This window comes from Gimesia chilikensis, assembly GCF_008329715.1.
Lineage (GTDB): Bacteria > Planctomycetota > Planctomycetia > Planctomycetales > Planctomycetaceae > Gimesia > Gimesia chilikensis.
This window is the reverse complement of record NZ_VTSR01000008.1, coordinates 257,135-280,764: the sequence shown is the minus strand read 5'-3', so window position 1 is coordinate 280,764 and position 23,630 is coordinate 257,135. Positions and strand designations below refer to the sequence as shown.

Sequence of the window (23,630 nt, the reverse complement as noted above, 5' to 3'; positions counted from 1 at the left end):
TTTGACCGTTGTTCAAAAACAGGGGGCGGGTGACTTAGTGTATCATTCTATTACAGGGGAACGCTGGGGGAAGGTCAAGGGGGGAATGGGGGCGGGGCTTGAGCTGGGATTTTTATGAACCACGAAATACACGAAAGGCACGAAAATTTTTTGTGTGAGGTCGGCACAGTCGGGCGAGCCGACTGTGGCACCCGTCGTTTGCCGGGGTGGTGAAAGGGGTGGTTGCTGGAAGGTTTCTCTGTCAGTTTCCTGCTCGTTGCGTTCAGCTCGCTGATTCATTATGCACGTCATAAAAACTTCTGTACGCAATTAATGTGACAGGGTAAGATCAGCGGGTGTGTACGGGGATTGAACAGACTGCTTTCATGTTTTTAATATTGCACCCAGGAAAGAAGCCGAATGAAGGACGAACAGACGATTGACTGTTTAACCTTTGAGGCGTGTCTACCGGATGATTCCGTGTGGAGTCTGGATGGGGATCTGATGGTGCCGGGAGGCAGGGCGATTGCTGCGGTTCTGATTGAACTGTTCAAAGAAGCCGGAGTGAATGTCGAGCCTGCTGAGCAACAGGAGTACTATGCCTGGCTGATCCCGGTGGAGTCGGACGGTTTGCGTCTGGAGTTTTATCTGCACGACTTACATCCGTGGCTGCTGATCTGTGAATCACAGGGACGCTGGTATCAATTGCAGAGGAAGCGGCAGAAGCTGAAGGTACTCTATGAACGTGTTCTGACGGAGCTTAAGGAACGACTTCAATCCGATTCGCGGTTTTCTGATGTTCGGGCAGGATCGAGAGAGACGCTGCTTTGAAAAACTGTGATATTGCAGGGGATTGGGGCCAGATGAAGAATTCAGGATTTTAAGGGACCACGAAAGGCACGAAAAATTTTGTGCATCGTTGATCGCAGGGAATAAGATGGAGGGGTTGACCTTCTCTGTTTTCAAAAATTGATTCTGTGTCAGGAACAGGTAACTGAAAATGGCATCTTCCGACAAGAGCGCGCAGCCCAGGGAAAAGATTTTCACTCTCGGGAATACCATTGTGATGCTGCTGTTTCTGGGGGTGATCTATTTTCTTTTTTTCCATGGTTTCGTGTTTGCGAATGCGGCGAATGCGGAGTTGCTGGCGATCTATGAGGTTGCTGAAGTGGGGGGCTCTTTGCGTGAACTGGATGAACAAGTGGCGAAGCTGCCTCAAACGTGGATCACTGCTTCTTCGCATGGGGATTTGCGAATCTTTTCCACCCCGCTCCAATTTGGTGCTTCAGAATGGTACCTGAGAGTCGAGGCAGAAGAGGGGCTGATTACGTGTGTCCGGATTCATACGGCGGACTCGATTCGCTATCACCCCGAGGCGGCACCACCTGATAAGGGAGAGTGCTCATTCGAGTGGTGACTGATGTGAGTTTCCGGTGTGTACCTTGCTGGATTGGTGCTGATGTGCAGGATGGGGGCTGCCGCCGGTTCTGGGATCAGCGTTAACCTTTTTACCGACGGCTTGCGCCTTGCCGCTCAGGGTTGGTGGGTGGACTGTGCTTTCCTTTGGATGTTGATACCGGTGGAATGTCGCCAGGCGGGCGAACACATGGGTTCGCCCCTACGATGTGTGCGGGTTGGGGGGCTGGTTTGGGGTTGGGCGGTTGTTCTGTGACCTCCTGTTGCCTGTGGCAATACCGGATTTCATCCGGGAGCACCAGGGGATTCTGTCTTGTGTTGTTGGTGTGATGTATTCTGCAAGCACTGTTGGGCAAGCCAACAGTGGCACCCTGTGTTTTTGTTAAAGACCGGAGGCTTGCGCCTTGCCGCTTATTTTTTGTGGGAGTGTATTCTTGATGTTGAAGTTTGTTGAATGGCGTGAGGGGGTCAAGACAGAATTTTGTCCCGATGTGGCCGGATTTTGTCCTGGTGTGTCCCGGTTTTTGTCCTTGTGTGACCGGAGTCTGTCCTGGTCTGCCCTGAACAATAAGGGGGGAACATTTCGCATGAGTTCTGTTTGCTCCAGTGAAAACCTGGTGAAAAGCGGTGTGAGTTCAGGTGCTGTTGCGTCAGTTATGTCGGGTGTTCCAGTGCACGCTGACCTGCCTCGCGCGCGAGCCAGAGGGGAACAGCATACGATTCGGGAGAGGTGGATCAAGGGGAGTTTGTGCAGTACATACGGGTAAAATGAGCACCTGATTACGGGACGCGTGTCGGGGGAAACGACAAATAAGTTCCTCAATCTCGTATTTATGGTATATAATGGCTAAGATAATCGCTTCGAACCGAGAACTGTCTGAATCTTCACAACTGACATATAGCGGCACTATGGGGTGCCTGGATCTGATTTATGAAACATCTGTCTCAAGCAGAAGAAATTGAGGAAATCCGCCAGCTGGTGCGGAAGAGTGGCCTGCGGAGTACGGCGGCCCGGATTACCGTGATCCAGTTTTTGCGAAAGGCGAAGTCTCCGCTGACGCACGCCGAGATTGCAGAAGATCTGACCCCCATGGGCTTTGATAAAGCGACCGTGTATCGCAACCTGATTGACCTGGCGGATGCAGGTCTGGTGAAACGGACCGAGCTGGGCGATCATGCCTGGCGGTTCGAATTACGCAACCCGGATGAGCCGGAAGATGCAGAGCATCCGCACTTTGTCTGTACGGAATGCGGCAGTGTTTCGTGCCTGCACGATGTGGAATTCAAGACGCCCAAGAACAAGCAGTGGGCGGCGGTTGGTAAAGTGACCGAGATCCTGCTCAAGGGAATCTGCAGCGAGTGTGAAGAAGAAGAGTGATCGCTGTTAGTGGTCGTGCTTGTGATCGTGCGAATGCGAGTGACTGTCGTCTGATTCTTCTGCGTGCGAGCCGTGGTTGTGGACGTGATCGGGTTCAATAAAACCGATGCCATACGCGAGGGCGATGCCCAGCAGGAGCACGAACGAGAGTCGGAAGCGGTTATGCGAATGGAATTCCATTTCCGGCAGCAGATCGCCCAGCGAGATACAGATAAAGACGCCCGCGGCGAAGGCCAGGGCACAGCCGATGATGATGTGCTGATTATCGGAAAACTGCTGCACGCCGAGGAAGAAGAGCAGGGCACCGAGGGGGCACATCAACGCGAAGCCGATGTTGACGGCGTTTCTCCAGCCGGCAGACCAGCCACCCGCTGCCATGAGTGATGTGATCGAAACGGCATCTAGTGGTTTGTGTAGTGCGATCGCCAGAAAAGTTCCGAGGCCGAACAAAGAGAGAAAGACTTCGTGGTGCTGCTCGGCTATGATACTGGCGCCGAGAGCGAGCCCGTCAATCAGTGTGTGCAGGGCCAGGCCCAATGCGATGCCGACCCAGCTCAAGTGATGCGAGTGGGCGTGCGAGTGTGAGTGGACCGGCGCGTGGGCGTGATGCTGTTCGCAGTCGTGGTCGTGATCATGATCGTGGTCATGTGTGTGTCCTTCTTCTTCTTCGAGTTCCACGGTGCCGTGCTGGTGAAAGTGGAAAGTTCTCAGCAGGAAGAAGAGGGTGACGATGCCGGTCATCATCCACCAGACGGCGCGGTCGATCGATCCCATTTCGGCGACCGCGTGTGGCAGAAGATGAAAGACGCCGATGCCCAGCATGAGTCCGCCGACAAAACTGATGAGCGTTTCCATGCGGGTATGTGTCAGTTTGACAAACGAGGGGAGCCAGCCTCCCAGTAAAGACGAGAAGACAATCAGCGCGCAATAGATGCCGAGCAGCGTGTATGACCAGCCGGTGCTGTTGTGGGAAGACGGTTCTGTCGTGGATTCCTCAGCGGCGGTGCTGGTCGTTTTTTCCGGGTGCGGGTGAGTGTGTTCGGCAGCCGCGGCCTGGGTGGGGCGCGAGGTGAAAAAGCCGGGCGCTACCAGGAAGGTGACCAGGGGAATCGTGAGCAGCAGAAAGGTCAACCGCACGTCGTTTTTGAGGTGTGACAGGGGTTTCATGGGATCAGAACTATCAGCAGTGAGCGTAAACTTGAAGCGGACTTAGTGGGAATGGAATTCTCTATCGGCGTTCAAGTATTGTAATAGCAAATAAATTGCGATTGAATTTAGCTTTTACGATGAATCAAGACAAGAGCCGTCCCGTGTTGATTGGGGAAGTTTCTGAACTTCTGCACCGCGGTTCGGGGGTTGGGGAGGCGATTCGGAGCAGATCCCGCTGTACGGAGGGTTTTACCCCGATTTGAGACGCTGTTTGCAGGCTCAAAGCAGTGCTTCCTTAAGGGGGTTTATTAAAGGGATGTGTGTCTCCACTAAAGATAAGTGCAGGTATTGCCTCACTTTACCCTGTTAAACTCTTCCGGTTAGGGGTTCTGTTCGGAGTGTTCCTGAGGTGCGGCCAATTGTGAAGGTCCTTAACCGTTTCTTAATATTTGCTTCAAAAAAGATCCGCCGATAAGCGAATAGAGGATCACGTTATTTTTACAGGCATGTGGAAATACGGATTAATTAGTAAAACCGCCTGGTAAGGAAGCCGGGCCTTGAACATCAGGGATGAAGATGCGCACATTCATTAAGACTGCAGGTTTCCTGCTCTTACTGGGGACACTGTTTCGTACAACCAGTGTCTTTGCGGAAGATGCTCGAATCGATTCTGCTCAACTGGAGCGACTGCTGGACCGTTTAGAAGCAGCGGAACAACGGATCCAGGAGCTGGAGCAGAAGAAAGAGGAGCCAAGGCAGCAGACACCGCCGCCCGCGCCGGCTTCGCGGATAGCCCCTCCTCCTCAGCTGGAAGCAGCGAGTGGCGGACTGGACGACTCCGAGCAGCTGTTGATCAACAACTTCTACGATGAAGCGGGAGACAACGCTCTGGAGAGCCGGCTGTCGACTCTGGAAGAGGACTGGAAAAAGTTCTCCGAATCAGAGCAGGCCAAGAAAGCCGAAGATGCTGCGAAGCCGACCACATTGAAAGTATTCGGTCGTATTCACCTGGATGGCTGGAACTTCTCTAACAGCACTCCGGGGATCGAATCCTTTAATGATCCGACCGATCCAACCGATCCACAAAACCGTGTTGGGTTCCGTCGTGTGCGTATCGGGGTGTCTGGTAAAATCAAAGACAACATGCTCTACAAGTTCGAGTATGACTTCGCCGATCCTGGTGATCCCGCGTTCAAAGACGTTTACATGGGATGGGACGATCTGCCGGTCTTTCAGACACTGTTGATTGGTAACCAGAAACGACCGCTGGGTATGGACCACCTTAACAGTAGTCGTTACAACTGGTTCATGGAACGTCCGCTGGTGATCGAAGCTTTCAACCAGGATGCACGTCGTCTGGGTATCTGTGCCTACGGCGTTTCGGATGATGAGACCTGGAACTGGCGTTACGGTATCTTCAACCTGGAAGATATCTCGAAAGACGGGGCGTACATTGGCGACGCGGGTCAGTACTCACTCAACGGTCGTTTCGCCGGTACTCCCTGGTACGATGAAACCTCGGGTGGTCGCGGTTACCTGCACCTGGCTGTTGCCGACATGTGGGCGAAACCGGATGGCGATCCGAGTGCGACCGCTTCCAATGATAATGAAGCCCGCTTCCGGACCCGTCCTGAAGCCCGTACCAGCAGCCGCTGGATTGACACTGGTGCGATTGCAGGAGCCGAATGGTTCAACACATTGGGCTTCGAAGCGATGTTGAACATCGGATCTTTCGGGGTCGTCAGCGAATACCAGGTGACTCATGTGGGCCGTGGTTCGCAGGGATCTCAGCTGACGTTTGAAGGTGCTTATGTCGAGGCTGGTTACTTCCTGACTGGCGAATATCAGCCGATCGACCGCAAGTCCGGAACCATTGGCCGTGTTAAGCCGCTGGAGAACTTCTTCCTGGTTCGTACTTGTGACGACGAAATCGGTGGTGGCTGGGGTGCGTGGCAGGTTGTGGCCCGTTACTCCTACCTGGACCTGTCTAACGGAAACATCACCGGCGGTGATGAGACCAACTTCACCTTTGGTATGAACTGGTGGTGGAACTCTCACTCACGTGTGCAGTTCAACTACATCCATGCTCAGATTGATGACCGTGGTCCGATCAACGGATATACCGGCGGTCGATCCGACATCTTCGGTGCCCGGTTTATGGTGGACTTCTAAGCCCGGTTCAAACTCAGCGACCATCAATATTTGAAATTTAAAATCTCAGGAAGAGAGAATTATGAAATATTTAGCAATCGTTGTGCTGGCCGTCACGGTCAGCCTGTCGGGGGGAACTCAGAGCTCAGCCGGAAACGGCGCCCCCTGTTGCGACAAAGCAAACGGTGCGTGCGGCAGCTGCAACAGCTGTAACAGTTGTTCTCAGGGTTGTAAGACCTGTCGGCTGTACGTCGAAACGCTAAAAGTGAAGAAGCATTGTTTCTTTACTGAATGCAAAGATATCTGTATTCCTCCCGTACGGTTTCCCTGGCAGAAGTGCTGCGATCTGAAGTGCGGCAAGGTCAAGACCGTGCGTGTGCTGAAGAAGCACGAATACAAGTGTGATAAATGTGGATACAAGTGGACGGTGGAAGATCTCTGCGGGAACTGCAACAGCGGTGCCTGCGAGGCCATGCCTCCCGCTCCTGCGAAGTCAGCCCAGGCGCAGCCTCCGCTGGCACCAGCGACTTCAATCAGAAAAAGGTAAGCTGATTGGGTGAACAGGTTCCGTTTCTGACGAGGCCTGTAGTAATGAAGTCAGATCAATACGCCTCCTCGGTCTCAGTACGCGAGGAGGCGTTTATCTGTTGGCAGGCCAGCTTGATGGAAAATGAGTTCATGCGATGTTTGATGCTTTCAATCAGGGCCAGTTCTGGCATAATTAAAGAGCGTCAGCCTGGTACCGCTCTGATGTTCTTTCCCCTCCTGATTATTGTGTGACAGCATGATCTGTATTTCTGTAACTCCCGAATCCCGTAACTTCGCCAAGGTCGATATCCTGAACGCAGCCGCACAGTGCGACCTGGTAGAACTCTGCCTGGACCGGTTGATCAAGACACCCGATATCGGCGATCTGATCTCAGGCTTCGAAGTGCCGATTCTGGTTTCCTGTCGGCATCCCGAGGAAGGGGGGCAGTTCAAAGGCACGGAAGCGGAGCGGGTTCAGTTGCTGAAGCAGGCGATCATCGCGGAGCCGGAATACATTGAACTGGATCTGGAAACAGCGCGACAGATTCCCCGCTTCGGCAAGACCAAACGGGTCATCACTTATACGAGTCTGAAAAAGCCGCTGTCACAGGTCGATGATATTTTCGACGAAATGGAAGACGCGAAAGCGGACGTGATCAAATTCACCTGGCCGACGCCGACGCTGCAGACCGCGTGGCCTCTGCTGGCGGCGATCAGTCAGAAGCGGGAGATTCCCGTTGTCGGACTGGGACTGGGGGCAGCGGGGATTACCTTTTCTCTGCTGGGCACGAAATACGGTTCTCCCTGGATATACGCGGCTCTGGAAAAGGGGATGGAAGTTTTCGAGGGACAGCCGACGGTCGCGGAACTCAGTGAAGTGTTCCACTGTCAGCGCATCTCGGCCAAGACCCGATTCATTGGAGTGGCGGGGCTGGGAGTGACAGAACGGCGGACAATTGAGGTCATCAATAAAGCGTCTGAAACACTGGGGCTGGATTATGTCTGTCTGCCGCTGGTGATCAACGACTTCAAGCAGGTGCATAAGATGCTGGGGATTCTCAAAATCCGTTCGCTGGTAGTCAGTCCGCGGATGGGAGAATTCATTTTGCCCCTGGCCGAACATCTGGAAGAGTCCTCACAGAAGACCGGTTATGGAGATCTGCAGCTGAATCAGCCGGATGGCTGGCACGCTTATGATACCGTTCGCCGGAGTGCGATCCGAAGTCTGGAGACGACTCTTGGTGCAGGCACTGACGGAGACAGTACTGTCTTTCAGCGGAAGAACATTCTGGTGCTGGGACAGGGGGGACTGACGAAGGCCATCGTCTACAGTCTGACGCAACTCGGTGCTGTGGTAAGTGTCACTTCACCCAACGATCGTGCAGCGCAGGGAATCGCGAAGACGTTTGACGTGCGGTATGTGCCGTTTGCGAATCTGTATGACACGCTGTGTGACATCGTAATTCAGACCGATCCCGAATTGCAGCTGGGACCCGGCAAGTTGAATTTCAATCCATCCTATCTTCGTGAGACCATGACGGTGATGGATATCAGTCATCTGCCCGAAGAGACAGAGTTGATCCGTGAGGCGGAGAACCGGGGCTGTGAAGTGGTGTCGGTGGACGAAGTCTATCGTCGGCAGTTGAATCAGATTTTCAAGGCGATCACCGGCCAGGAAATTCCGGACGAGATCTTCACCAGCCGCAGTGAATACACACGGTGAGGCGGGTTGCCTCGTCGCGTTAATTTGCCTGGTTGCGGCTGGCAGCTGGGAGCTTGAGCAGGCGCAGGCCGTTGAAAATGACGAGCAGGGAAGCACCCATGTCTGCAGCGATCGCAGCCCAGAGGGAGGCGTGATTAACGGCCATCAGGATTACGAACAGAACTTTGATGCTCAACGCGAAGATGATGTTCTGACGGATGATCTTCAGCGTGCGGCGTGAATGATGAATCAGCCAGGGGATTCGGGTCAGGTCGTCAGTCATCAAGGCGATGTCAGCCGATTCAATGGCGACGTCACTGCCCGCGGCACCCATGGCGATCCCCAGGCTCGAACGTCCCATGGCGGGCGCATCGTTAACGCCGTCACCGACCATGGCGACATGCTCGTATTCGTTGACGAGGGACTCAATGACCGTGAGCTTGTCTGCCGGAAGCAGCTCTGCATGCACCTGATCCAGACCAACTTCCCGGGCGACGGCTTGCGCGGTGCCCTGGTTGTCACCCGTCAGCATGACCAGTTGATCAATCCCCGCGGCGTGCAGATCGCGAATGACGGTCGCGGAGGTGTCGCGCACGCGGTCTGCCAGTGCGATGAAGCCACAGACGTGTGTGTCGTTACCGACCACTACGACGGTCTGCCCGCTGGTGGAGAGTTCTTCCAGCTGCTGATGCACTTCGGCCGTTTCTTCTTTTCGTTCTTCCAGGTAACGGTGTGAGCCGAGCCAGAAATTTCTGCCGTTCAGCGTGGCGGTAGCCCCTTTCCCCTGGATGATCTGATAGTCGTCCGCGGGCTGATAAGCGACGTTCCGCTCGGTAGCTGCTTCCAGGATAGCCAGTGCAAGGGGGTGGTTGCTGTGGGATTCCAGGGCCGCGGCGCGTTCGAGCAGTTCGACTTCGGTGTGTCCATTGAGCGGCACAATTTTCGTGACGACTGGCTTCCCCTGCGTGAGCGTTCCCGTTTTATCCAGAGCCAGAGCGCGGAGCCGGGAAGGGGTTTCCACGAACGCCCCCCCTTTGATGAGTACGCCGTTACGGGCGGCAGCAGCAAGCGCCGCGACGATACTGACGGGCGTCGAGATCACCAGGGCACACGGGCAGGCGATGACCAGCAGGACCAGGGCGCGATACATGGCATTGTGCCAGCTGACCTGCAGGAGTAATGGGAGACTCACCAGCACCAGCAGAGCGAGCACCATGACGATGGGGGTGTAGATCCGGGCGAATTTCTCGACCCAGAGTTCGGAGGGAGACCGCTTCGACTGCGCTTCCCCCACCATGCGAATAATCTGGGCGAGTACAGTGTCTTCAGCCGGCTTGGTACTTTTCGCTTCCAGCAGACCATCGCCGTTGATCGTACCGGCGTAAATTTCGTCGTCCGCCTGTTTGCCGATGGGCACCGATTCGCCGGTGATCGGCGCCTGGTTAACGTCACTGATCCCCTTGATGACGGTGCCATCCAGCGGAATCTTTTCGCCGGGACGAATCAGAAACACGGTGCCGACCGAAACGGATTCTGCGGCAACGGTGATTTCATTCCCTTCCGCATCGCGGACGCGGGCAATGGGCGCGGACAGGTCCATCAGAGCAGCGACCGCTTTGCGGGCGCGACCCACGCTCCAGGCTTCCAGTAGTTGTGAGAACGAAAACAGGAACGCAACCGCGGCCGCTTCGAACCATTCGTCGATGAACAAGGCTCCCAGTACGGCCACGCACATCAACAGGTTCATGTCGGGACGCAGACGCTTTAAGGCAAACCAGGCTTTGGGTAGCACGAACCAGATACCGCTCAGCATGGCTGCCAGGTACTGGATGCGCACAGGCAACGGCATGAAACCTCCCACGGCTTCTTCCGCGCCGAGTGCCGCAGCGAAGCTGCCCGCCAGAATGACGTGGGTCACGAATGCGGAGACCAGCATGACGCCACTGACGCTGGTCAGCAGGGTTCTGCCGTGACGCTTCCAGAAGGAGGCCGAGGCCTTTTTTTTGTCGGGCTCCCAGGGTTCAGCCTGCATGCCGGTCTCACGGACGGCGGCAATGATGGCTTCGCCGGTAACGGGTTCCGCATTGAGGGTGACCGTCATCCTGCGATTGAGGATATCAAAAAACAGGTGATCTTCGCCTCCCACCAGAGGAGAGAGTTCCCGCTTGAGGATCGTGACTTCCTCGGCGCAATCCATATCCTGGATCTTGAAGATGAGCTCGGTTGATTCCTGTTTCATGCAGCGGGACATTCAGAATGAAGGGATGTGGGAAGATCTGATTCTGTTGTTTCAATCATAGCACTTGAGGAATGCAAACAAAAACTTCGGTTTTTTTTCTTCGCAAAATTCCTGAAAAGGGATAAGATCCTGCTCAGATATAAGGAATAACAGGACCCCGATTCAATCAGCCGCTGTATGGAAGGACGACAATGAGTAAGGACTATCTGGGCGCCAGGCAGAAAAAACTGATTTCACAGATCAAACGGATCGGGGCCGAGGCCTTGCTGGTAACCAGTGAAACGAATGTTACGTATTTAACCGGTTTCAGCGGTGATTCCAGTTATCTGCTGATTGGCAAAGGTCAGACGGTCCTGATCAGTGATGGACGATATACCACGCAGCTGGAAGAAGAATGCCCGGGACTGGATGTCCACATTCGCAAGCCGACGGAATCGATGATCGTGGCCCTGGAGCAGGTCCTGAAAAAGTCGCATCTCACCAAAGTGGGGCTGGAAAGCCATATCGTGACCTGTGATCTGCTCGATGCGTTGACTGGAATAACACCGGCTATTCAGTGGAACCCGGTTTCGAATGTGGTGGAAGAACTGCGGATGGTTAAAGATGCCTCCGAGATCCAGGAGATCCGCGAAGCCGTCGATCAGGCACAGCGCGGCTTCGAAGTCTTTCGTGCCCTGCTGACCAATGAGATGACCGAACTGCAGGGAGCGCACGAACTGGAACACGCGATGCGGCGGTTTGGTGCGCGACAGGCGGCCTTCGATCCGATCGTGGCTGTAGGAGAGCGATCAGCTCTGCCGCATGCGATCCCCACGGAAAAGCTGATTGGCGAGTCCCCGTTTTTGCTGGTGGACTGGGGGGCGATGACCCAGAAAGGGTATCGCAGCGACCTGACCCGCATGATTATCCGCGATCGGGCTCCCTCGAAACTGAAGAAGGTCTACAATACGGTGCTGCAGGCTCAACTGGCCGCGATTAAAGCGATTAAGCCTGGGGTGCTCTGTAAAGACGTCGACCAGGTCGCACGGAAAGTCATCAACAAGGCTGGCTTTGGTAAACAGTTTACGCACAGCCTGGGCCACGGCATCGGCCTGGATATTCACGAAGGCCCTCGACTGGGGGGCAATGTCGAGACCGAACTGAAGCCGGGGATGATTGTTACGGTGGAACCGGGCATCTATCTGCCGGGCTGGGGGGGCGTCCGCATTGAGGATGATGTGCTGGTGACCCGGAGCGGACATGAGGTCTTGACCAGCGTTCCCAAGGATTATGAGTCGGCGCTGGTTTGATTTCGCGAGAAGCCTATTACAATGTACATGGGCAGGCAGGCCTGCGCTCCATTTTCGAGTGGCGTCAGAAGTTCTCTGATCGTAATAAGTAAGAAAAACTGACGTAAGTCTCTTATTTAAAAGGGTTATGGATGTTGGGGCTCTGCCTGATTTTATTGCAGAAACTTCCCGGTTGCGCTTGGTATTCTCGGGGGTTTTGGCTTAGAATCTCTCCCAACACAAGTCAGACAGGGTAGATAGTGCGCGCAATCAGTGAATGCGATCCTTTCCCGGCATCAATTTGATTCTTCAAGAAACCGGAACGCACCGCTGGCAGCAGTGAGCGTTGAATGCCCTCATTACAGCAGGCAAAGCACGTGCAGCTTGAGAATATGAAATAAGGTAGGTCAATGGCAAAGAACGAGGTGCCGAAAGGCGAGCCTTTCGATTTGGAAAAACTTCAGACACTGTTTGAAATGATGGAAAAGCACGGATTGACGGAAGTCAATCTGAAGCGGGGCGAAGAAACCTGGAAGCTGCGTCGCGGTCCCCAGGAAACCATTTCCATGGTTCCCGCAACGCATGCTGTTCCTCAAGCGGTTCCGCAACCCGTTGCAGCGGCTCCTGCCGCTCCGGCGCCGGCACCTCAGGAAGCAGCTCCTGCTGCTGATTCGGGTCCTGCCATCAAGAGCCCGACCGTGGGGACATTTTATTCCTCACCCAGTCCCGATGATCCGCCGTTCGTCAGTGTAGGATCCAAAGTCAGCGCTGATACGATTGTCTGTATTGTCGAGGCGATGAAGGTCTTCAATCAGATTCCCGCCGAGCTCAACGGTACCATCAGCGAGATTCTGGTCAAAGATGGTGAAGCGGTCGAATTCGGCCAGCCCCTGTTCAGAATCAGCCAGGGCTGAGGCCTGTTGTCGTACCATGGTCGCCGGTCGCGATCGGAATGTCAGATGTAGGATCCTTTTACCAAGTCAAAACATATGTTTCAGAGAATACTGGTTGCCAACCGAGGAGAAATCGCACTGCGGGTGATTCGCGCCTGTCGTGAGATGGGCATTGAGACAGTCGCGGTCTTCAGTGAAGCAGATCGTGGTGCTCACTACCTCTCACTGGCTGATGAAGCCTACTGTATCGGACCTGCTGCAGCGACCGACAGTTACCTGATGATCAACCGGATTATCAGTGCCGCTGAAATCGGTAACGTGCAGGCGATTCACCCCGGCTACGGGTTCCTGGCAGAAAACGCACATTTTGCGGAAGTCTGTCGGAGCTGTAATATCGAATTCATCGGACCGCCCCACGAAGCGATGGCCCAGCTGGGCGATAAAGTCTCGGCCCGCGAAATTGCCAAGAATGCCAACGTACCTGTTTCACCGGGTACCGAAGGTCTGGTTACCGACGAAGCCGAAGCCCTGCGGGTGGCCCAGGAGATTGGTTATCCCGTTTTGATCAAGGCTACCGCCGGCGGTGGTGGTAAAGGGATGCGAGTCGCCCGGAATGACATTTCACTGAAAGCCGGTCTGAAAGCAGCCGCTGCCGAAGCGGAAGCCGCATTCAAAAACGCCGGCGTTTACATTGAGAAATACATCGAGAATCCACGGCACGTGGAAGTCCAGATCCTCGCGGACAATCATGGCACGGTTCTCCACCTCTGGGAGCGGGACTGTAGTCTGCAGCGTCGTCACCAGAAGCTGGTGGAAGAAAGCCCGGCTCCGAACCTGCCTCAGTCGGTTCGCGAAGACATCTGTAAAGCGGCTTGCCGCCTGATCGAAGAAGCCGGTTATACCAATGCCGGTACGGTCGAGTTCCTGGTAGGGCCGGATAACCAGTTCTACTTCATCGAAGTCAATGCCCGTATCCAGGTGGAACATCCCGTCAGCGAAGAGGTGACGGGGCTTGACCTGATCAAGCAGCAGATCCGTGTTGCGGCAGGCGAAAAACTGGAACTGAAGCAGAAGAACGTTCCCTGCAATGGCTCCGCGATTGAACTGCGTATCAATGCCGAAGACCCCGACAACGATTTCCGGGGTTCGCCGGGTAAGATCACCAAACTGCGCGTTCCAGCAGGTCCCGGGGTGCGGTTTGATTCGCATATCTATGAGGGCTATACCGTCGGCCCTTATTATGACTCCCTGATTGGCAAGCTGATCGTGCATCGGCCGACACGCGAGGAGTCACTGGCGTGTATGCGTCGATGTCTGGATGAGTTCGTCATTGAAGGGATTAAAACGACAATTCCTCTGGCGAAGAAGATCTTCAATCATTCGGCCTTTATTGAAGGTAAAGTCGATACCACGTTCATCGAACGTACCTGGTAATCGCCGGCCGGTTGAAGTTGATGATCACGGATGGTTCTGTATTGTGACAGGCTCGTGGAAACTGCGTTCGCGGTTCCGCAGAGAGAGTCCCCTGGTGTCAGAACGAATCTGGAGATCAGACCGAAGTTCGCTCATCTCTAGTTGTGGTATGGTACATTTTTGAGCCTCAGTCGCTGACCGGAGGCCTTACTTTTACGAACAGATAACAGGAAGAATAATGAGAGTTGGTATTTTAACTGGTGGTGGTGACTGTCCTGGTTTGAACCCGGTAATCCGCGGTGCCGTCCGCGTGATCTGCAATGCTGGTGGTGAAGTCTACGGCCTGCTGGAAGGCTGGCGGGGCGCCATCGAAGGCAACTACATCGAACTGAATTCGGAAAACACTGACGACATCATTTTCAAAGGGGGAACCATCCTCGGTTCTTCCCGTACGAACCCTTACAAAAACGAAGCGGAAGATGTTCCTAAAGTACGCGAAACCTTCGAGCGTCTGGGCCTCGACTGCCTGATCGCCATCGGTGGTGATGACACCCTCGGTGTCGCGAACAAACTGTGGAACGATTACAAGCTGCCCGTGATCGGCTGTCCCAAGACAATCGACAACGACCTGAGCTCTACCGATGTGACTTTCGGTTTTGACACTTCCATCAACATCGTGATGGAAGCAGTTGACCGTCTGCGGACTACAGCCGAATCACATCGCCGGATCATGGTTGTCGAAACTATGGGTCGTCACGCAGGCTGGATCGCGCTGTTCTCCGGACTGGCAACCGCCGCCGATTACACGCTGGTTCCCGAAGTGCCCATCGAAATGGATCGCATGGTCGACGTCCTGAAAAAACGTCGCGCTAACGGCAAGATGTACGGCATCATCATCGTCAGCGAAGGTGCACAATTCAACGAAGAAGAAGGCGTGGTCACCCAGGATGGCGAAGTTGACGATTTCGGTCACGTCAAGCTGGGCGGTATTGGTGAAACCGTTGCCAAGATGATCGAAGACCGGACCGGTTTCGAAACCCGTCACGTGACCCTCGGTCACCTGCAGCGTGGTGGTTCTCCCAGTGCAGCCGACCGCGTACTCGGAACCCGTTGCGGCGTTCACGCCGGCTGGCTCGCGCTGAAGCATCACTTCGGTTACATGGTGGCTCTGCGGGGTACTTCCATCGTTCCCGTTGCTCTGGCTGACGCTGTGGGCGAGATGCGGGCGCTCGAGAAGAACTTCCTCGAAGAAGCAGAAGTCTTCCTGCAATAGTCGATCCGTTTGATCGAAGTCATTAGAGTCAAGGCGCTGGCAACAGCGCCTTTTTTTATGCGCAGCACGTGAGTCAAGCAATCCGCCGCTCACACTACTGATCAGGGGCGAATTACTTAACAATCTTATCTATTGGCTATTCCGGTCTTTCACGCTAGCTTCCCATCCCCCCGGCTGTTTAAGATAGAAAGATAAATTCATACCGGCTGTTTCAGCTGCGCCTGCCAACATCACAGTCCACGGCACATAACGACTTCGAATCATCTTCCCGGAGGGACAAATGACGTCACAGCGCTTGTTTCGTATTCACACCTCACTCTTCTGCTCTCTGATTTGTCTGATACTGGCAACGCCCCGGTTGCTTCAGGCGGAGGACAAAGGGTTTCAACCAATCTTTGATGGCAAGACTTTGAAGAACTGGGACGGTGATCCCCGTTTCTGGTCTGTTAAAGATGGGGCGATCACGGGAATCACCACCAAGGACAATCCGACACAGGGGAATACCTTCATCATCTGGCGTGGAGGCGAGCCTGGCGATTTTGAACTGAAACTGCAGTACAAAATCATCGGACATAATTCAGGAATTCAGTATCGCAGCTTCCCCATTAAAGGCGCAGACAAGTGGCGGATCGGCGGTTACCAGGCGGACATGGAAGCCGGCGATAAATATTCGGGAATCCTCTACGGCGAAAAGTTTCGCGGCATTCTCGCGCTACGGGGCGAGAAGACTGTGATCGGCAAGAATCACAAACCCAAGGTGGTCGGTTCTGTCGGCGATACCGATGAGATTCAGAAGCACATCAAAAAAGAAGACTGGAATGACTATCACATCATCGCCCGCGGTAATCATTTCATTCACAAGATCAACGGCATTACCACGGTCGACGTGACCGACAATGATGTCGACATGCGACGCGACAAAGGGCTGATCGCACTGCAGTTGCACGCAGGCCCTCCCATGGAAGTGCAGTTCCGCGATATTCAACTCAAAGAACTGCCGGCATCCAGGGAGACGTCATCCACTGATGGCGCTAAAAAAAAAGTCGTCCTGATCGCCGGTAAAAAAAGTCACGGTTACGGGGCACACGAACATCGTGCCGGCTGCATGCTGCTGGCCGAGGCATTGAATAACAGTGGTTTGAATATCGAAGCGACCGTGGTCACCGAAGGCTGGCCAAAAGACGCTTCGATTTTGCAGGACGCTGATTCCATTGTGATTTACTGCGATGGAGGTGGCCGCCATCCTTACAACGAGCATCTGGACGAGCTCGACGAACTGGCAAAGCAGGGCGTGGGGATGGTCAACATTCACTATGGTGTGGAAGTTCCCAAAGGGAAATCCGGGGACGCCTTCCTGCGCTGGATCGGCGGCTATTTTGAAGAATGGTGGTCGGTCAATCCGCACTGGACCGCCGACTACAAAAGCCTGCCCGCGCATCCGATTGCGAATGGCGTCAAACCATTTTCCATCAATGATGAGTGGTACTATCACATGCGGTTTCAGCCGGAGATGAAAAACGTCGATCCGATCCTGACCGCGGTACCTCCCAAAGAGACACTCAAACGCCCCGACGGCGCTCACAGCGGTAACCCGGCTGTTCGGAAAACTGTCGGACAGCCTCAGCACATGGCCTGGGCCTATGAGCGTCCGGACGGAGGTCGCGGTTTTGGTTTTACCGGCGGTCACTTTCACTGGAACTGGGGCAACGATGATTTTCGCAAACTGGTGCTGAATGCCATCGCCTGGTCTGCCCAGGCGGAGGTGCCAGCCGATGGGGTGGCTTCGGCTCCGGTAACTCTGGAACAGCTGGAAGCCAACCAGGATTATCCTCAGCCGGATAACTTCAACCCGGCACGCATCAAAGCCCTGCTCGCTCAGTGGAATCAATAGGCGAGTTTTCCTGCAACAGAACACCGATTTGAGACAGCTACTGAAATAACATAAGGAAACTGACTCCATGAACTACCGTTGGCTTGCCATTATTCCGGCTCTGTTTTTCTCAACCTCTCTGACAGGTTTCTCACTATTCGCACAGTCGGAGCACGACGCCGACCAGGCCGTGCCCAATCTGACTGTGGCACCGGGGCTGAAGGCGACACTGTTTTCCTCCGAACCCCGTATCAGCAGCCCCTCCAGCATGGACGTCGATGCACAGGGCCGCGTCTGGATCTGTGAAGTCGTCAATTACCGTGCCGGGATCCGTAACATCCCCACCCGCGAAGCCGGGGACCGGATTGTCATTCTCGAAGATACGAATGGCGACGGCAAAGCCGATGAGTCGAAAGTGTTCTACCAGGGAAATGACATTAACGGTTCACAGGGAATCTGTGTGCTGGGGAATAAGGTCATCGTGGCTGCCTCTCCCAATGTCTTCCTGTTTACCGATGAAGACAATGATGGCAAGGCCGATAAAAAAGAGCTGCTCTTCAAAGTAGCGGGGGGCGAACATGACCACTCAGCGCATGCGTCGGTCTTCGGCCCGGATGGTCGACTTTACTGGAACTTCGGAAACTCGGGGAAGCAGGTCTTCGATGCGGCAGGCAAACCGATTCTGGAACGCAATGGTCGTCCGGTGCTGGATAACGGGAAGCCTTACTGGGGCGGGATGGTCTTTCGCTGCAACCTGGACGGCAGCGACTTCGAAGTACTCGCTCACAACTTCCGTAATAACTATGAGGTAACCGTCGATTCCTTCGGTACCCTCTGGCAGTCAGACAATGACGACGATGGTAACCGTGGTGTCCGCATTAACTACGTGATGGAATTCGGTAATTACGGTTACCTCGATCAGTTGACCGGGGCTCGCTGGAAAACCCCGCGGACCGGCATGCACGAAGAGATCCCGCTGCGTCACTGGCATCTCCGTGATCCGGGTGTTGTTCCCAACCTGCTGCAGACCGGTGCCGGTTCCCCGACCGGGATCTGTGTCTATGAAGGTGCCTTGCTGCCTGAGAAATACCGTAATGAAATCATTCATTCTGACGCCGGTCCGAATGTGGTCCGCGCGTATCCGGTGAAAAAAGAAGGCGCCGGTTATGAAGCCGAGATCGCCAATATTATTACCAGTGAAAAGGACAAATGGTTCCGTCCCTCCGATGTGTGTATCGCCCCCGATGGTTCTCTGTTTGTCGCGGATTGGTATGATCCGGGCGTCGGCGGACACCGGATTGGTGACCAGGAACGCGGGCGAATCTTCCGCATTGCCCCTGCGGATGCGAAATATCAGTTTCAAAAACTGGATCTGAGCACCATTGAAGGCGCGATTGCCGGCATCAAAAGTCCCAATGTCGCGACCCGCTATCTTGCCTGGAACAAGCTGCACGAACTGCAGGCGGAGGCACAGCCACAACTGGAAGAACTCTATCAGTCTGACAACCAGAGGTTCCGCGCTCGCGCCCTCTGGCTGTTAGCTGGTATTGAAGGAAAAGCCGGGGACTATGTTTCTCTGGCGATCAAAGATAAAAATTCCGATATCCGCATCACCGGGTTGCGGGCGGCGCGTCGTTACAAGTTGGATGTGATTCCATTCGTGAAACAGCTGGCTCACGATGACTCGCCCCAGGTACGCCGCGAATGTGCGATTGCCCTGCATCACAGCAAATCACCGCAGGCACCGGAACTCTGGGCGACGCTCGTTGATCAGTACGACGGGAACGATCGCTGGTATCTGGAAGCACTCGGGATCGGCATGGACGAGCAGGAAGAGAAGTTCATGACCGCCTGGCTCAAGCAGGCTGGCGACAACTGGAATACTCCGGTCGGCCGTGATCTGCTCTGGCGATCCAAAATCCCGCTGGCGATTCCCTACCTGGTGAAAATCATTGAAGACCCCCAAACGAAGCAGGCAGCACTGCCACGCTACTTCCGTGCCCTGGATTTCATCCCCGGTAAAGAAAAGAACGAAGCTGTCGCCGAACTGGCTCTGTTCAAGGAAGACGGGAATCAAAAACGGGAGACTTACATCATCGCGGAAGCGTTATCGCGGATGTCGGCGAATGTCGTCACCAGCGATAAAAAATATCAGCAGGCACTGAACCAGGTGATCGACAGCAGCCGGGGGACTCCCGAGTTCATCAAGCTGGTCGAAAAGTTCAAAGCGAAGGAATTCTATCCCGAACTGGTAAAACTGGGCAGCCACTCCGGCAAGTCACAGACCGCCGTCGATGCGATCCGGGCCGCACTGGCTCTGAAGCAGAATGCCCTGATTCAAAAAGCGCTGAACAGCAAGCGGGATAACGAAAAGGAACAGAATGAAAAACTGGACCTGATCTGGGCGCTGGGAAATGCCGCCCATAATGGTGCGAATAAGATTCTGCTCGCGATCATCCAGGATCCGAAGGAACCACTGGTGGATCGACGCGAAGCTGTCAGAGCGGTTGCGAAATCCCGTCCGGGAGCGCACGCGTTGCTGGATCTGGCTGAGAAGGGCAAAGTGGATCCCCAGCTGGAACAGACGGCTGCCGCTGCCATGTCTTCCACCATCATGAAGGACGTCAAGGAACGGGCCGCGAAGCTGTTCCCCGCACCTCCCACCCGGAACAACAAGCCTCTGCCACCGATCAATGTGCTGGCGGGCATGAAGGGGGATGTCGTCGATGGTCGAGTGATGTTCAACACCAAGGGAACCTGTGCCAAGTGCCACGTGGTGAATGGCATGGGGAAAGAGGTCGGCCCGGATCTCTCCGAGATCGGCAAGAAGCTGAGCCGCGAGGCGTTGTTTGAATCGATCCTGTATCCCAGTGCGGGGATCAGTCATAACTTTGAAGCGTATACGGTGATTCTGGTCTCGGGTAACGTGGTGAATGGTCTGCTGGTCAATAAAACCGACGACGCCATCACCATCAAGGATGCCGAAGCCATCGCCCGTACCTTTAAAATGGATGACGTCGAAGAAGTGATTCAACAGAAAGTCTCGCTGATGCCGGCTGATCTGCAGAAGGTGCTGACGGAAGAAGAGCTGATTAACATCGTCGAATACCTGACGACGCTCAAGCAGGCCAAGCCGATCAAAAAAGCCAGTCTCTAAGCATCATCATTTGATTCTATTGTCCAACGAGTGCCTGCCCGGCTGTGGAAAATCCCGGAGCCGGGCAGAGTCGTTTTGTTTTCACGACTGTTAATAAACGGGTTAATCTTCTGTTCTCTGATTTCTTTTACTCCGATCTATGCTAAGATAGCTGCTGTGGCATTTTTGTCTCTTTCAGCTGGCAAGCGTCATGAATCAGAGCGTCATTTCTAAATCGATTCCCCGGATTTCAGAGTTGGGGACCGATCTGCTGCAGCTGACTGGCTGTCAGCGGAGGAGGACACTCTCGTCTCCGTTTCTGGCCTGTGCCGCTTATTGGATCTTCGCCTGGCAGGGCTACTGGGCCTTCGCCGTAGTGTCGCTGATGGTCATGAGCTTTTTGACCTACGGCTCCGTTTCACACGATCTCGTGCATCAGAATCTGGGTTTGAAGCGAAAAACCAATGACCTGTTCCTGATGGTGATTGAAGCAATTTCGTTGCGGAGCGGGCACGCTTATCAGGTGGTGCATCTACATCATCACGCGCGGTTTCCTCACGATGATGATATCGAAGCTGGTGCCTCCCGGATGTCTCTGGTGGGTGCTCTGCTTGAAGGCTTTCTTTTCCAGCCACGTATCTATCTCTGGGCATTGCGGCATCCACGAGGCCGATTGAACTGGATCATTGTGGAAGGTGTTCTGGTAGCCTCAATCATAGTTGCGGCGTTTCTTCTGATTCCAGTCACAATTGTGCCGCTGGTTTATGTCTGCCTGATGATTGCCGGAAGCTGGATTATTCCGCTGATCACAGCTTATATCCCGCACAATCCCCAGGGAGAGGATGCCGCACACCAGACGCGACTGTTCCGCGGGACACTCTTCCGCCTGATTGCCTTCGATCATTTGTATCATCTGGAGCATCACCTGTATCCCAATGTTCCCCATCAGAACTGGCACCGGCTGGCACAACGTCTGGATCCCTGGTTTAAACAGATCGGCCTGAAGTCGATTCGTTCCTGGTTCTGAAACTTACAATCTTTGGGAGAAATTCATGATCAGCAGGTGGCTGCGGTTTCTGTTATGGCAGCCTTATGCACTGCTCTGCCGCCGGTTTCCTCTCTGGCCGTTCCAGGTCAAGATTACGCAACCGGTGGAATACGTCACCTGTATTCAGATCGACAATTTACTGACACGCACGCTCAGCCGGTTCAGTGGCGGCTACGATTACGCGGTCTGTTATCTGGTCGACGAAACACTGCTGATCGACACCGGTTTTCCCTGGGCCCGTCGGAGCCTGAAACAGACGCTGCAGAAACTGGGCGTTGTGGAAACGATTACGACCGTCGTGAACACGCATTACCATGAAGATCACACGGGGAACAATGATCTGCTGGTGGAGCTGTGCGACGCGCAGGTTCTCGCGCATGCGGATGCGATTCCGGAGATCCGCTTTCCTGTGGAGTTGCGCTGGTACCGCAGTTTCCTGTTTGGACCTTCCGCCATCGCGGATGCTCAGCCGGTTGGTGCTTCGGTCAAAACGGAGCACACGCGATTCGAGGTCATCGAAACTCCCGGCCATTGCCCCGGGCATATCTGTCTGTTCGAGCCGGAGCGGAAGATCCTGTTCAGCGGCGATCTCTATATCGCAGCCGACCTGGACAGTCAACTGGGAGACGCCGACGGTCCAAAATGGATCACCAGCCTGGAGCAGGCGCTTCAGCTGCGTGCCGAGTGGTTGTTTGATGCGCATGGAACAGTTCTGGAAGGAGCCGAGGCCGTGGAACAGCAATTGAGCCGCAAACTTGCGTTCCTGCAGACAATTCGCGATCGCGTTTATGAATATGCCACGCACGCACAGACGATTGAGGAGCTGACGCGCAAGGTCTTCGACCGACGTGGTCTGGTCGACTTTCTTTCGTTTGGCGAAGGCTGGCTGTCACTGATTACCGGTTCGGACTTCTCGCGGAGTAATATTGTCAAATCGTTTTTGAGAGAGAAATTCCAGCAGGAAGCATCTGCATCGCTGATTCAAGAACTCGAAAAAGAAGCAGGTGAACCGCGGATTTCCTCTGCTTAAGCTCAACAATCCCGTGAGGAAGGTTTAAGATTGTCAGGAGACCGTCGCGTTTTCTTAGCGATATTCAACAATCAATCGTGAGCAGGTGAAATGGTTCCAGCTGAACGTTATCGTGAAATCGAAGTCAGTGGTTCTCCCCGCGAAATGGGTCGGCAGCTGGGAGAAGCTGCCCCCGAAGAGGTGCGGACCTTCTGCGTTGTGGCGCTGGAGAGACTCCAGGAGACGATGCAGGTCAGCCCGGAACGGGCCCGGGCTCTGGCGGAAGTCTGTCTGCCTGTCGCGAGAGAATATTCTCCCGATTCGGTAGAGGAACTTGAAGGTCTGGCCGAAGCCGTCGCTGTTCCGCTGTGGCAGATCATGTTGTTACAGATCCGGAATCAGTTCACGCCGGAACCGGATGCGGGGTGCACTTCGCTGAGTGTGCCGGATCCTTCCGGCAGGGGAGCGATCGTGGCTCAGAACTGGGACAATGACCCGGCTCTCGATCCGTTTACCATCATGCTGACGCGTCGCCCGACGGGAAAGCCGGCGTTGATGACGTTGACACAGGCCGGGTTGATTTCTTACATCGGGTTCAATTCAGAGGGCATTGGTGCCTGTCTGAATTCTCTGCCGGCCCCCAGTCGCGCACACGGAGTACCGCACTATTTCACGCTCCGCGAGCTCTATGAAGCAGACAGCCTGGCAGGCGCGGTGGAGGCGATCCAACGGGCCGAGCGGGCGATTCCCGCGAATATCATGCTGGCGACTCCTGAGGGACCTGCAAACCTGGAAGTGACGATTGACAGTGTGCAGGTTTTAAGGCCGGATGAGACAAGCTGGATTACACATACCAATCATTGTCTGCATCCGGAGCTCTGTCAGTACAATGAGCAGTTTCCGGAACTGATCGGTTCACATCCGCGTAAGGCGCGGATAGATGAATTGCTTCAAGCCAGTCCCGCCGATCCAGGAGTTGCAGAGATCAAAACCGCTCTCCGCGATCATCAGGATTATCCACGCTCGATCTGCAGGCATCTCAACGACGACCCCGATCACGGCTACTGGCAGACCGTGTTTTCCGTGATCATCGAACCGGAGCGGCAGCGGATGCATGTCTCGCGTGGTACCCCCTGCAGTGCGGAATACGAGGTCTATCAGCTTTGAGCTCAGTCCGT

17 protein-coding genes are annotated in these 23,630 nt (G+C 54.6%); 15 read left to right on the top strand and 2 right to left on the bottom strand.

Features of this window, described 5'->3' with window-relative positions:
- Positions 1 to 399: 399 nt before the first annotated feature.
- From FYZ48_RS13320 to FYZ48_RS13310, 3 genes are all read left to right on the top strand, one after another.
- Complete coding sequence (locus FYZ48_RS13320) at positions 400 to 810, top strand: hypothetical protein (RefSeq protein WP_149341122.1); 411 nt, start codon at positions 400 to 402, stop codon at positions 808 to 810.
- Positions 811 to 979: 169 nt separating this feature from the next.
- Positions 980 to 1,396: a hypothetical protein gene (locus FYZ48_RS13315; protein WP_149341120.1), complete on the top strand. Its 417-nt coding sequence runs from the start codon at positions 980 to 982 to the stop codon at positions 1,394 to 1,396.
- A 930-nt stretch (positions 1,397 to 2,326) separates the two neighbouring features.
- On the top strand, positions 2,327 to 2,773 hold the full coding sequence (locus FYZ48_RS13310) for a Fur family transcriptional regulator (RefSeq protein ID WP_145438445.1): 447 nt from the start codon (positions 2,327 to 2,329) through the stop codon (positions 2,771 to 2,773).
- Positions 2,774 to 2,779: 6 nt separating this feature from the next.
- Here FYZ48_RS13310 and FYZ48_RS13305 read toward each other — a convergent pair whose 3' ends face one another.
- Positions 2,780 to 3,940 (bottom strand): ZIP family metal transporter, encoded by a 1,161-nt coding sequence (locus tag FYZ48_RS13305; protein ID WP_149341118.1) that lies wholly within the window; start codon positions 3,938 to 3,940, stop codon positions 2,780 to 2,782.
- 558 nt (positions 3,941 to 4,498) lie between these two features.
- Here FYZ48_RS13305 and FYZ48_RS13300 point away from each other — a divergent pair.
- From FYZ48_RS13300 to FYZ48_RS13290, 3 genes are all read left to right on the top strand, one after another.
- A complete protein-coding gene (locus tag FYZ48_RS13300; RefSeq protein ID WP_187782013.1) occupies positions 4,499 to 6,094 on the top strand; it encodes a porin in 1,596 nt (531 codons plus the stop codon).
- A 61-nt stretch (positions 6,095 to 6,155) separates the two neighbouring features.
- Positions 6,156 to 6,620, top strand: coding sequence for a hypothetical protein (locus tag FYZ48_RS13295; RefSeq protein WP_145035980.1), 465 nt, complete (start codon positions 6,156 to 6,158; stop codon positions 6,618 to 6,620).
- 237 nt (positions 6,621 to 6,857) lie between these two features.
- Entirely contained in the window at positions 6,858 to 8,324 is a 1,467-nt protein-coding gene (locus FYZ48_RS13290; protein ID WP_149341113.1) for a type I 3-dehydroquinate dehydratase, read from the top strand.
- Positions 8,325 to 8,343: 19 nt separating this feature from the next.
- Here FYZ48_RS13290 and FYZ48_RS13285 read toward each other — a convergent pair whose 3' ends face one another.
- Positions 8,344 to 10,542, bottom strand: a complete 2,199-nt coding sequence (locus FYZ48_RS13285) for a heavy metal translocating P-type ATPase (protein ID WP_187782012.1) — start codon at positions 10,540 to 10,542, stop codon at positions 8,344 to 8,346.
- Between the two features lie 191 nt (positions 10,543 to 10,733).
- On the opposite strand from FYZ48_RS13285, the gene FYZ48_RS13280 reads away from it, so the two are divergent.
- From FYZ48_RS13280 to FYZ48_RS13240, 9 genes are all read left to right on the top strand, one after another.
- Complete coding sequence (locus FYZ48_RS13280; RefSeq protein ID WP_149341111.1) at positions 10,734 to 11,831, top strand: M24 family metallopeptidase; 1,098 nt, start codon at positions 10,734 to 10,736, stop codon at positions 11,829 to 11,831.
- A gap of 389 nt (positions 11,832 to 12,220) precedes the next feature.
- Positions 12,221 to 12,724, top strand: coding sequence for an acetyl-CoA carboxylase biotin carboxyl carrier protein (accB, locus tag FYZ48_RS13275; RefSeq protein WP_145035986.1), 504 nt, complete (start codon positions 12,221 to 12,223; stop codon positions 12,722 to 12,724).
- A 75-nt stretch (positions 12,725 to 12,799) separates the two neighbouring features.
- Entirely contained in the window at positions 12,800 to 14,137 is a 1,338-nt protein-coding gene (accC, locus tag FYZ48_RS13270) for an acetyl-CoA carboxylase biotin carboxylase subunit (RefSeq protein ID WP_149341109.1), read from the top strand.
- Positions 14,138 to 14,354: 217 nt separating this feature from the next.
- The gene (locus tag FYZ48_RS13265; protein WP_145035990.1) at positions 14,355 to 15,389 is read left to right on the top strand and encodes a 6-phosphofructokinase; all 1,035 of its coding nucleotides are present in this window, start codon (positions 14,355 to 14,357) and stop codon (positions 15,387 to 15,389) included.
- 280 nt (positions 15,390 to 15,669) lie between these two features.
- Positions 15,670 to 17,280, top strand: a complete 1,611-nt coding sequence (locus FYZ48_RS13260) for a DUF1080 domain-containing protein (protein WP_149341107.1) — start codon at positions 15,670 to 15,672, stop codon at positions 17,278 to 17,280.
- 67 nt (positions 17,281 to 17,347) lie between these two features.
- The gene (locus FYZ48_RS13255) at positions 17,348 to 20,416 is read left to right on the top strand and encodes a PVC-type heme-binding CxxCH protein (protein WP_149341105.1); all 3,069 of its coding nucleotides are present in this window, start codon (positions 17,348 to 17,350) and stop codon (positions 20,414 to 20,416) included.
- Between the two features lie 190 nt (positions 20,417 to 20,606).
- Entirely contained in the window at positions 20,607 to 21,422 is an 816-nt protein-coding gene (locus FYZ48_RS13250) for a fatty acid desaturase family protein (RefSeq protein WP_149341103.1), read from the top strand.
- A 25-nt stretch (positions 21,423 to 21,447) separates the two neighbouring features.
- Positions 21,448 to 22,473 (top strand): MBL fold metallo-hydrolase, encoded by a 1,026-nt coding sequence (locus FYZ48_RS13245; protein WP_149341101.1) that lies wholly within the window; start codon positions 21,448 to 21,450, stop codon positions 22,471 to 22,473.
- Positions 22,474 to 22,563: 90 nt separating this feature from the next.
- Complete coding sequence (locus FYZ48_RS13240) at positions 22,564 to 23,619, top strand: C45 family autoproteolytic acyltransferase/hydolase (protein WP_149341099.1); 1,056 nt, start codon at positions 22,564 to 22,566, stop codon at positions 23,617 to 23,619.
- Positions 23,620 to 23,630 lie beyond the last annotated feature (11 nt).

Coding starts and splice junctions, on each gene's coding strand:
- FYZ48_RS13320 (WP_149341122.1), top strand. CDS start 400: ATGAAGGACGAACAGACGATTGACTGTTTAACCTTTGAGGCGTGTCTA.
- FYZ48_RS13315 (WP_149341120.1), top strand. CDS start 980: ATGGCATCTTCCGACAAGAGCGCGCAGCCCAGGGAAAAGATTTTCACT.
- FYZ48_RS13310 (WP_145438445.1), top strand. CDS start 2,327: ATGAAACATCTGTCTCAAGCAGAAGAAATTGAGGAAATCCGCCAGCTG.
- FYZ48_RS13305 (WP_149341118.1), bottom strand. CDS start 3,940: ATGAAACCCCTGTCACACCTCAAAAACGACGTGCGGTTGACCTTTCTG.
- FYZ48_RS13300 (WP_187782013.1), top strand. CDS start 4,499: ATGCGCACATTCATTAAGACTGCAGGTTTCCTGCTCTTACTGGGGACA.
- FYZ48_RS13295 (WP_145035980.1), top strand. CDS start 6,156: ATGAAATATTTAGCAATCGTTGTGCTGGCCGTCACGGTCAGCCTGTCG.
- FYZ48_RS13290 (WP_149341113.1), top strand. CDS start 6,858: ATGATCTGTATTTCTGTAACTCCCGAATCCCGTAACTTCGCCAAGGTC.
- FYZ48_RS13285 (WP_187782012.1), bottom strand. CDS start 10,542: ATGAAACAGGAATCAACCGAGCTCATCTTCAAGATCCAGGATATGGAT.
- FYZ48_RS13280 (WP_149341111.1), top strand. CDS start 10,734: ATGAGTAAGGACTATCTGGGCGCCAGGCAGAAAAAACTGATTTCACAG.
- accB (WP_145035986.1), top strand. CDS start 12,221: ATGGCAAAGAACGAGGTGCCGAAAGGCGAGCCTTTCGATTTGGAAAAA.
- accC (WP_149341109.1), top strand. CDS start 12,800: ATGTTTCAGAGAATACTGGTTGCCAACCGAGGAGAAATCGCACTGCGG.
- FYZ48_RS13265 (WP_145035990.1), top strand. CDS start 14,355: ATGAGAGTTGGTATTTTAACTGGTGGTGGTGACTGTCCTGGTTTGAAC.
- FYZ48_RS13260 (WP_149341107.1), top strand. CDS start 15,670: ATGACGTCACAGCGCTTGTTTCGTATTCACACCTCACTCTTCTGCTCT.
- FYZ48_RS13255 (WP_149341105.1), top strand. CDS start 17,348: ATGAACTACCGTTGGCTTGCCATTATTCCGGCTCTGTTTTTCTCAACC.
- FYZ48_RS13250 (WP_149341103.1), top strand. CDS start 20,607: ATGAATCAGAGCGTCATTTCTAAATCGATTCCCCGGATTTCAGAGTTG.
- FYZ48_RS13245 (WP_149341101.1), top strand. CDS start 21,448: ATGATCAGCAGGTGGCTGCGGTTTCTGTTATGGCAGCCTTATGCACTG.
- FYZ48_RS13240 (WP_149341099.1), top strand. CDS start 22,564: ATGGTTCCAGCTGAACGTTATCGTGAAATCGAAGTCAGTGGTTCTCCC.